Origin of the sequence: Paraburkholderia sp. SIMBA_054 (assembly GCF_046534875.1) — a bacterium.
In the GTDB taxonomy this organism is placed as follows: Bacteria; Pseudomonadota; Gammaproteobacteria; order Burkholderiales; family Burkholderiaceae; genus Paraburkholderia; species Paraburkholderia hospita.
Genome location: NZ_JAWRXV010001338.1, coordinates 1 through 249, shown reverse-complemented (window position 1 = coordinate 249; position 249 = coordinate 1). Strand labels below are relative to the sequence as shown.

At 30.5% G+C, this 249-nt stretch carries 1 protein-coding gene; it reads left to right on the top strand.

The genetic code is table 11. The annotated features are described in order from the left end of the window. Positions 1-86: 86 nt before the first annotated feature. The coding region (locus tag SB822_RS59440; protein WP_410859420.1) for a DUF3231 family protein at positions 87-249 on the top strand (163 nt) is incomplete at its 3' end.

Genomic DNA, 249 nt, shown 5'->3' with positions numbered 1-249 from the left:
ATCCATCTTTTTCGGGAGATAAAAAAGAATAATTTAGGAAAATAAATCAAATACTTAAGCTAAATACATATACTTAGGAGGCATCGATGGTTAAACATAATGTAAGGTTATCAAGCCCCGAAATTGGCGGTTTATGGGGAGTTTATATTCAAGAAACCATGTCTGTTTGCTTGTTAAACTATTTTCTTCATCACCTAAAAGATAATGAAATAGAGCCTATTTTACAAAAATCTTTGTATATCTCTCATG